The organism is uncultured Nostoc sp. (assembly GCF_964245575.1).
GTDB lineage: Bacteria > Cyanobacteriota > Cyanobacteriia > Cyanobacteriales > Nostocaceae > Nostoc.
The window spans coordinates 1-7,369 of record NZ_CAXTNP010000331.1 but is presented as its reverse complement, the minus strand read 5'-3'; the positions used below and the strand labels follow the sequence as shown (position 1 = coordinate 7,369).

Here is a 7,369-nt window from a genome sequence, read left to right as displayed (position 1 = left end):
TATAAAACTTTTATATAAAGTGATAGTGATGGCTCTATATACATTTGAGAAAACATTGATGTTATTGCCTTAGTGAGATGATTTTAAGGGCTAAAAATTTTTTCAAATATCTGTATTCTGCAACCAATGCTCACTTTTTTTCAGGACAATAGTATTAAGCCATGTACCATCATAACGGACTGTAAATAATAACCTGGAAATTGAGAGGGTATCTCACATGACATCTTTTGAATCAAATGACAGTAACAGCATTGAATCTCAGGGTATAAGTCTACAAATCTGGCGTACAGAATTTCTAGTATTACCCATTCCAAAAAGAGAGCTTAATGCTAATACCCCTGTCAAGCTTGATATTACTATTAGCAACAAAATGCTAACTCACTTTCGCTTCAACCGCTCTGGCAGTTTAATTCCCCAGATTGTCGGGTCAAATGGTCAAGTTTTACAAATGCAAGAACCGAAAAATTGGAGAAAAATTAATAAATATGATGATTATTTAGTTCAGCCAGGAGAGTCTACTTTTACATTATTATATGCAAAACTATCTTGGAAAAATAAAAAATTACAATTCCAAATTGCTGATTTGCCTACTGAAACTGGTAATTATTGGACTGTAAATGATATCCAATTAGGAACTTATCAACTACGGTTCATATATCGCACCAATATAAAGTCAGCAGTAGGGATAGAGACAGTTCGGTTAAATACTCAATACATAACTTTGCGTTTAATTGAACCTGTTGCAACTAATAATAATTCAGTTGAAGTCGATAGCATCCGTTTTGAAACCCTAGTACCGAAACAGGTATTTACTATTCCCAAAAAACAACCTGATGCCAAGATGTGGGGAAGAGATAACTGACAATCCAGGTATAGGAGGTGTTGGATCTGTAATGTCAATGACATACAATCGAGTGGGCAATGACCCTAAAGCTCCATTGTTTCCTGAAGATCCAAAACTTTACTGGATTCAGCGGGTTAAAAATAATCATCCTGGTTTAAGTGTAGATCATGGTGAGATTGAAGATACGCTCGATGTCAGCTTTGATAATATAGAAACTCCGTACTTTTTAAATGCTAGAAGTTATGGTGCTTCGGATGCACCCTTTAGAAATGATTTTGTTTTTAGCCATTTTTGGGATGCTGAACTCTACCTTGCCCAAGAAACAAGAGAAGGAGATTTAAGGAAAGTTACTATATACAACGGTGTAGAATGGGGTTGGAGAAACGAAACATTTGGACGTGAGAAGGCTGATATCTGTAAAACGCCAGATATTTCAGATTGTATAAATAATCCTCCTAATACTCCGATTGACCTTGCCTTCGTGTTTGATACTACTGGCAGTATGGGTGGTTACCTCGACGGAATGAAAACTGCTTTTAAAAATCTGGCTCAAAGTTTATTTGAGCAAGTACCAGGTACTCGGATTGCGGTTGTGGATTATAAGGATTTTCCATTACCTCCATTTGGTCAATTTGGAGACTATCCCTACAGAGCCGATTTAGCTTTTTCCTCAGACATAACAAGTATCGATAATGCTATTAACCAATTGACTGTAGGAGGAGGAGGTGATACTCCGGAGTCTTTGTGGTCTGGTTTGACCAGAACAATCAACACTGAAAACCTAAATGGATGGAGAGATGGGGTCAAAAAAGGAGTGATTTACTTAACTGATGCATTTGCTCATGATCCTGAACCTTTTACAGGTTACACAGTTAGTTCAATTATTGATGAATCATTCCATGTAGATCCAGTAAGAATTTATGGCATTGTACCTAGCTATTTTGCTAATACTGAGCTTACAACGCTTACAAGATTATCAGAATGGACTGGTGGCAAGCTATTTATTGCTAATAGCTCTGATGATATAGCTAAAAGTCTTGCTGAAGCGCTCACAGATATTAATGGAAGCGCAATAACTCCTACACCAAACTCTGATCCTGAAACTCCTACACCAAAGTCTGTTCCTGAAACAATGCCAACATACGGACTACTAGCACTAGCTGTAGGTAGTATAATTCAAAAACTAAAAACAAATAGACTGAGAAGTAAAAACGTCTAATACTCACTATCAAGCTTTTTTTATTATATAAAACGATTTAACTCAACAGGTTAGCTCGTTTTAACATTAACACCTAATTTTCTCAAAGTCCTGTCTGATGAAGATTTTAAGAATTTCATCTCGAACGTAAATCTTCAATATTCCACAACATCACAACTAGACCACAAGCAAACCCAGCCCCGCCTGTCAACGCCAAAGCCGTCAGCGGCGTAAACCATTGAAACACCTATATCCAAATGGCCTTCTCTTGAAACTTTTCTACCTGCCGCTTAGTTAGACGCGAAATTTTGCGTTTCTACAATCCTTTAGAACTAATGGCACAGATCACTAAAAGGTATTGAACGTAGTTTTAAGGTTCAGACAATCTTTTTGGTTCTAAAACCCAAAAAATTAGTCTAATCTGAAAAACCTACCTATAAGAGGCTCCCCTGCTTAATCAGAAGGTAATTCTGGAAAACCTTAATTTGTGAGAGCAAGAGGCTTTTGCCAGAAGGAACTAGAATTAGGAAACACCTAGCTGGGTTCTTCTGACTTTTGAAATTAGGAGTGCATGTGTGCCAAAATCCCCTAAATATTTGCTGATTGGATCAACCGAGACTTACAGCGGTAAATCTGCAACTGTTCTGGGTTTGTCTCATCAGCTACAGCAAAAAGGACTGGATATTACCTACGGTAAACCGCTTGGTACATGTTTGAATTCGTCCAGTGGAACCGTAATTGAGGAAGATGTCCAATTCATCGCTCTTAGCCTCAATTTGCCGGAAAACCGTGTTGCACCTACAATGCTGGCTTTGGATGAACTAAATGTGCAAAAACGCTTGCGAGGGGAAGACAAAACCGATTATCAGCAGTCCCTAATACAGCAATATTTACATAAATTCCAAGGAGATTTAGTGTTACTGGAGGGGCCTGGTGATTTGTCCGAAGGCAATTTGTTTGACTTGTCTTTGCTACAAATGGCTGAACTATTGGATGCTGGCGTGCTGTTAGTAGCCCGCTATAAATCGTTGCTTTCAGTTGAGGCGCTATTGGCTGCTAAAGGGCGTGTGGGCGATCGCTTGATTGGAGTTGTGATCAATGATATCCCTGTCACTCAACTAGAAGCAGTTGACACTCTCTTGCGTCCGTTTTTGGAACAGCAGGGTATTCCAGTGCTAGCAATGCTGCCTAATAGTGATTTGCTCCGCAGTGTCAGTGTTGGCGAACTAGTCAAACAGTTAAAGGCTGATGTTCTCTGTCGCAACGATCGCATGGATTTGTTGGTGGAAAGTCTGGCAATTGGAGCGATGAATGTCAACTCTGCTGTGAAGTATTTCCGCAAACGCCGGAATATGGCAGTGGTAACAGGAGGCGATCGCGTGGAAATTCAGCAAGCGGCTTTGGAAACTTCTACCCAATGTTTAATTCTCACCGGGCAACTACCACCCCCACCGTTCATTCTCAGTCGCGCTGAAGACCTAGAAATCCCCATTTTGTCTGTTGACTTAGATACCCTAACGACTGTAGAAATTGTTGACCGCACTTTTGGTCAAGTCCGTGTCCACGAGCCAATTAAGGTTCAGTATATTCGCAAGTTGATGTCCGAGCATTTTGACATTGACCGCTTGTTATCCAAACTAGGTTTAACTCCCGCAGGGGCATTGTCTTAGATTCATTGCTCAGTTATCAGTTAAAAGGCTGTATTGCTGGTGAGGGTACAACTGGCTCACCGTCACCTCCCAGGCGACGGCGAGCTGTTTCTTTCCGTCCCATAGCTGGGATGTGCTTAGTTGCAGCAGCTAATCCAAAGACAGGCATATTCCCGTAAACCGCCTCATATCTTCCTGGTTCACTCTACCGGACATGATATTACTACTTGGCTCATCTTTTTAGCGCTCTTCCATGACTCTCTCCAGAGTAAAAAACAATAATCCTTGCTACATAAGACTTTCAGGCAAAACTGATGATTCTAGCCATAATATTAGAAAATAAAGCTCGAAACCCAGTTTCTGTCTCTTGTTTAAAGGTTGGTTGAGATTTTTCTTTAACCAGAGTGATGGAAGCTGTTTACGGACGCGCTCGCTTCCGTTATGGATGGAAGAAACAAGTCAAATCCTCTTCCCTTCTGCCTTCTGCCTCCTGCCTCCTGCCTTGTTTCTTAGGAGAGCGTTAGGGAACTCCAAAAAATAAATTATCCAATTTCTGGACTTTACTACGACTTTCCCTCCCCCTGCTCCCTGCTCCCTACCCCTAAAGCGATGGGATATTTTTTTATTTGGAAGTCCCTTACCCCGCATGACACAGGTGGCATGAAATCGCTTCTTCAAGTCATTCGTGATTAGTATGCATTTCTTTACATTCGGCACTCATGTACGTAATTCTTACACAAACCTACAAATGTAAAAACGGCGATTCCGAAAAAATACTAAGTAAGTCAGCACAATAAAACCAATGTATGTTTAGTTTTGTAAAAACTATTAATAGCAATATCTAACTCTAGTTTTCCTCGCATCTACACGCTGTTTGGTAGAATATCTGGGTCGTTTAATCTGATTATCTTCATCTTTGAGCCAATCAACAGACCTTATTAACCTAGATACATTAGCGCAAGAACTAGCGACAATCCAGCAAACGGGTTCTAAAAGAATCGCCTTGCTGGGTTCTCGGCATGTACCGATTACGCATCAGAATCTTATTGAAATGATGACTTATGCCCTAGTTTTATCGGGTAATCGAATCATTACTTCTGGTGCTACAGGTACAAATTCAGCGGCCATCAAGGGAGCAACCCGGGCTGATGCAAATTTGTTGACGGTGATTCTACCCCAAAGCCTGGAACGCCAGCCTTTGGAATCACGCCAGCAACTAGAACAGGTAATGCATCTAGTCGAAAATCCCAGTAATGATAATCTGTCTCTTGCTGAAGCTAGTTACTTGTGCAACAAGGAGATTGTCTCCCGTTGCCAGCAACTAATCTGCTTTGCGTTTCACGACAGTCGCACCCTGTTACAAACTTGTCAGGATGCAGAAGAACAAAGAAAAGTGGTGACGCTTTTCTACTTTGATTAGTCATTTGTCATTTGTCTTTCGTCATTTGTCCTTTGTATTTGACTAATGACCGATGACTGATGACTAATAAACAATAACTAATAAGTAATGATAATTTTTTTGTACTCGATCGCTGCTGCTGCCGTTCTAATTTATCTGCCATTTTTGGTAGTAGCTTATGCCCGTGCGCGTATTGGTTCTGAAATGTTTTCTACTCCTCGCGCTCTGTTTGATAAATTGCCACCTTATGCCCAACGAGCTACTTGGGCACATCAGAATACCTTTGAAGCGTTTATGGTGTTTGCGGCAGCAGCATTGATGGCTTATGTAACTGGTGTAAATTCAACTAAGGCACAAGTGGCTGCGATCGCCTTTGTCGTAGCCCGTTTGCTATACTCAATTTTTTATATTTTGAATATACCCCTTTTGCGATCGCTCATGTTTGCCATTGGCATCTTTAGCTCTGGCACTCTCATCTTATTGAGCATTATCCAAACTAGTAGTTAATTGGGGAGTGGGGAGTGGAGAGATGAGGGAGCAGGGGGAGCAGGAGGAGAACTTGCAACAAGTCTTTCCCCTTGTCCCCAATTCCCAATTCGCAATCCAAAATCCAAAATCCAAAATCTAAAATCCAAAATGTTTTATGGCTTCTACTTTTTCCTTTGACATTGTGAGCGACTTTGACCGACAAGAGTTGGTTAACGCTGTCGATCAAGTTATACGAGACATCAAAGGTCGTTACGACCTCAAAGATACTGAAACTACTGTCGAGTTAGTCGAAGAAAGCATTAACGTTAGTACTGACAGCGAGTTTACCTTAGATTCTGTACACACCATTCTGCGGGAAAAAGCCGCCAAGCGTAACCTATCCCAGAAAATCTTTGATTTTGGCAAAGTTGAATCAGCCAGTGGTAATCGCGTGCGTCAAGAAATCAAACTCAAAAAAGGGATTAGTCAAGAAATCGCCAAACAAATTTCCAAATTGATTCGAGACGAATTCAAAAAGGTACAAGCTTCAATTCAAGGTGATGCTGTGCGGGTTTCTGCCAAATCTAAAGATGATTTACAAGTAGTCATGCAGCGCCTGAAACAAGAAGACTATCCGGTGGCTTTGCAATTTACAAACTATCGTTAACAAATTTGTAATTTGTAGTTAATAATTCAATTACGAATTATTAACTACGAATTATTTTAAGCCTGTGCGCCAATACTTTTTTGAAATGCTGGACGCTCAGATAAATGCTTTATATAGTTCAACACCTCTGGGTAGGAACTGAGGTCTAATTTCAGCATGACGGGAATGTAACTCAGAATAGACCCAACTGCCACATCAGCAACAGTGAACTCATTGCCAAGCAAAAAAGGTTGCTTACTGAAAATTTCATTTAACGGAGTCAACAAGCGGGGCATTTCCCGTTCCCGACTTGCTTCTACAAAAATCCCTGGACCAAGAGTAGCATTAGCAAACAAAACCCATTGGTAAAATACGGCACGTTCCTCTGATGAAAGTGAACTTTTACTGTACTTATCGGCAAGATACAGCAAAATTGCTCCAGATTCCCAAAGTTTAAAATCCCCATCAACAATTGCTGGAACTTTACCAACTGGGTTAATTCCCAAATATTCAGGTTTGAGATGTTCACCAGCCTGCATATCGAGCTTGACGAATTCGTAGGGAATTCCTAATTCCTCTAAATACCAGTGAACAATTGAGGCTCGACTACGAGCGCCACCGTAAAGTTTGAGCATAATTACTTAAAGAACTTTGTGAGTGTGAGAATGTTGTTTAACGTTGTCTTCTTTGGTGACAACTCTAGCGGCGTTTAATACCCGCTTACGCTCAATAGAATACTTAAATTCGCTGTAGTTTGTACCTAAGGGAATTAAAGATTTTGCAGATTCACGACGCTTGTAAGTACGAGCTGCTGCAAATGCCCGTGGGACAAATTCTTCTCCAAACTGAGCCGACTCTGGGAAGCCATCTGGCAACAGTTGTGAATCGCCATCCAGCACAGATCCCAAAGTTGTTGCATGAGCCAGCTTATAGGACGTAGGAATGCCCTTTAAGAGCGCTTCCAAAGCCGCAGAGGGAATCGGTTCTATAACTTCGATTTGATAAACTTCTCCATCTTCTTTGACGAAGCAGGTTGCCAAGCCGATAACAATGTAATCATCGGTTGCTAAATCAGGGGCATTGGGATAGGAAATTGCGGTTGTCATCGGAAAATTTCTCAAAATTTAAAAATTGGATTTAGGGAATGGGGTATGGGGCATGGGGG

Annotated in this window: 9 protein-coding genes; 6 read left to right on the top strand and 3 right to left on the bottom strand. The window is 40.7% G+C overall.

From position 1 onward, the window contains the following. Nucleotides 1-217 precede the first annotated feature (217 nt). The 3 genes from ACFFAP_RS33215 to ACFFAP_RS33205 all read left to right on the top strand — a co-directional run bounded on the left by ACFFAP_RS33215 (nt 218) and on the right by ACFFAP_RS33205 (nt 3,712). Nucleotides 218-862, top strand: coding sequence for a hypothetical protein (locus tag ACFFAP_RS33215; RefSeq protein WP_375515207.1), 645 nt, complete (start codon nt 218-220; stop codon nt 860-862). Nucleotides 863-938: 76 nt separating this feature from the next. Next, nucleotides 939-2,063, top strand: a complete 1,125-nt coding sequence (locus ACFFAP_RS33210) for a vWA domain-containing protein (RefSeq protein WP_375515206.1) — start codon at nt 939-941, stop codon at nt 2,061-2,063. 554 nt (nt 2,064-2,617) lie between these two features. Further along, a complete protein-coding gene (locus tag ACFFAP_RS33205; protein WP_375515205.1) occupies nt 2,618-3,712 on the top strand; it encodes a phosphotransacetylase family protein in 1,095 nt (364 codons plus the stop codon). A 16-nt stretch (nt 3,713-3,728) separates the two neighbouring features. Here ACFFAP_RS33205 and ACFFAP_RS33200 read toward each other — a convergent pair whose 3' ends face one another. Further along, nucleotides 3,729-3,860 (bottom strand): hypothetical protein, encoded by a 132-nt coding sequence (locus ACFFAP_RS33200; RefSeq protein WP_375515204.1) that lies wholly within the window; start codon nt 3,858-3,860, stop codon nt 3,729-3,731. 747 nt (nt 3,861-4,607) lie between these two features. On the opposite strand from ACFFAP_RS33200, the gene ACFFAP_RS33195 reads away from it, so the two are divergent. The 3 genes from ACFFAP_RS33195 to ACFFAP_RS33185 all read left to right on the top strand — a co-directional run bounded on the left by ACFFAP_RS33195 (nt 4,608) and on the right by ACFFAP_RS33185 (nt 6,225). After that, on the top strand, nt 4,608-5,111 hold the full coding sequence (locus tag ACFFAP_RS33195) for a hypothetical protein (RefSeq protein WP_041565591.1): 504 nt from the start codon (nt 4,608-4,610) through the stop codon (nt 5,109-5,111). An 87-nt stretch (nt 5,112-5,198) separates the two neighbouring features. Beyond that, nucleotides 5,199-5,597 carry an MAPEG family protein gene (locus ACFFAP_RS33190; RefSeq protein ID WP_375515203.1) on the top strand — a complete coding sequence of 133 codons (399 nt, stop codon included), beginning with the start codon at nt 5,199-5,201 and terminating at the stop codon, nt 5,595-5,597. A gap of 136 nt (nt 5,598-5,733) precedes the next feature. Then, the gene (locus ACFFAP_RS33185; protein ID WP_012411046.1) at nt 5,734-6,225 is read left to right on the top strand and encodes a YajQ family cyclic di-GMP-binding protein; all 492 of its coding nucleotides are present in this window, start codon (nt 5,734-5,736) and stop codon (nt 6,223-6,225) included. Between the two features lie 56 nt (nt 6,226-6,281). On the opposite strand, the gene ACFFAP_RS33180 is transcribed toward ACFFAP_RS33185, so the two are convergent. Continuing rightward, nucleotides 6,282-6,839 carry a glutathione S-transferase family protein gene (locus tag ACFFAP_RS33180; protein ID WP_375515202.1) on the bottom strand — a complete coding sequence of 186 codons (558 nt, stop codon included), beginning with the start codon at nt 6,837-6,839 and terminating at the stop codon, nt 6,282-6,284. Nucleotides 6,840-6,845: 6 nt separating this feature from the next. After that, nucleotides 6,846-7,310: a hypothetical protein gene (locus tag ACFFAP_RS33175; protein WP_152589970.1), complete on the bottom strand. Its 465-nt coding sequence runs from the start codon at nt 7,308-7,310 to the stop codon at nt 6,846-6,848. Between the last annotated feature and the right edge of the window lie 59 nt (nt 7,311-7,369).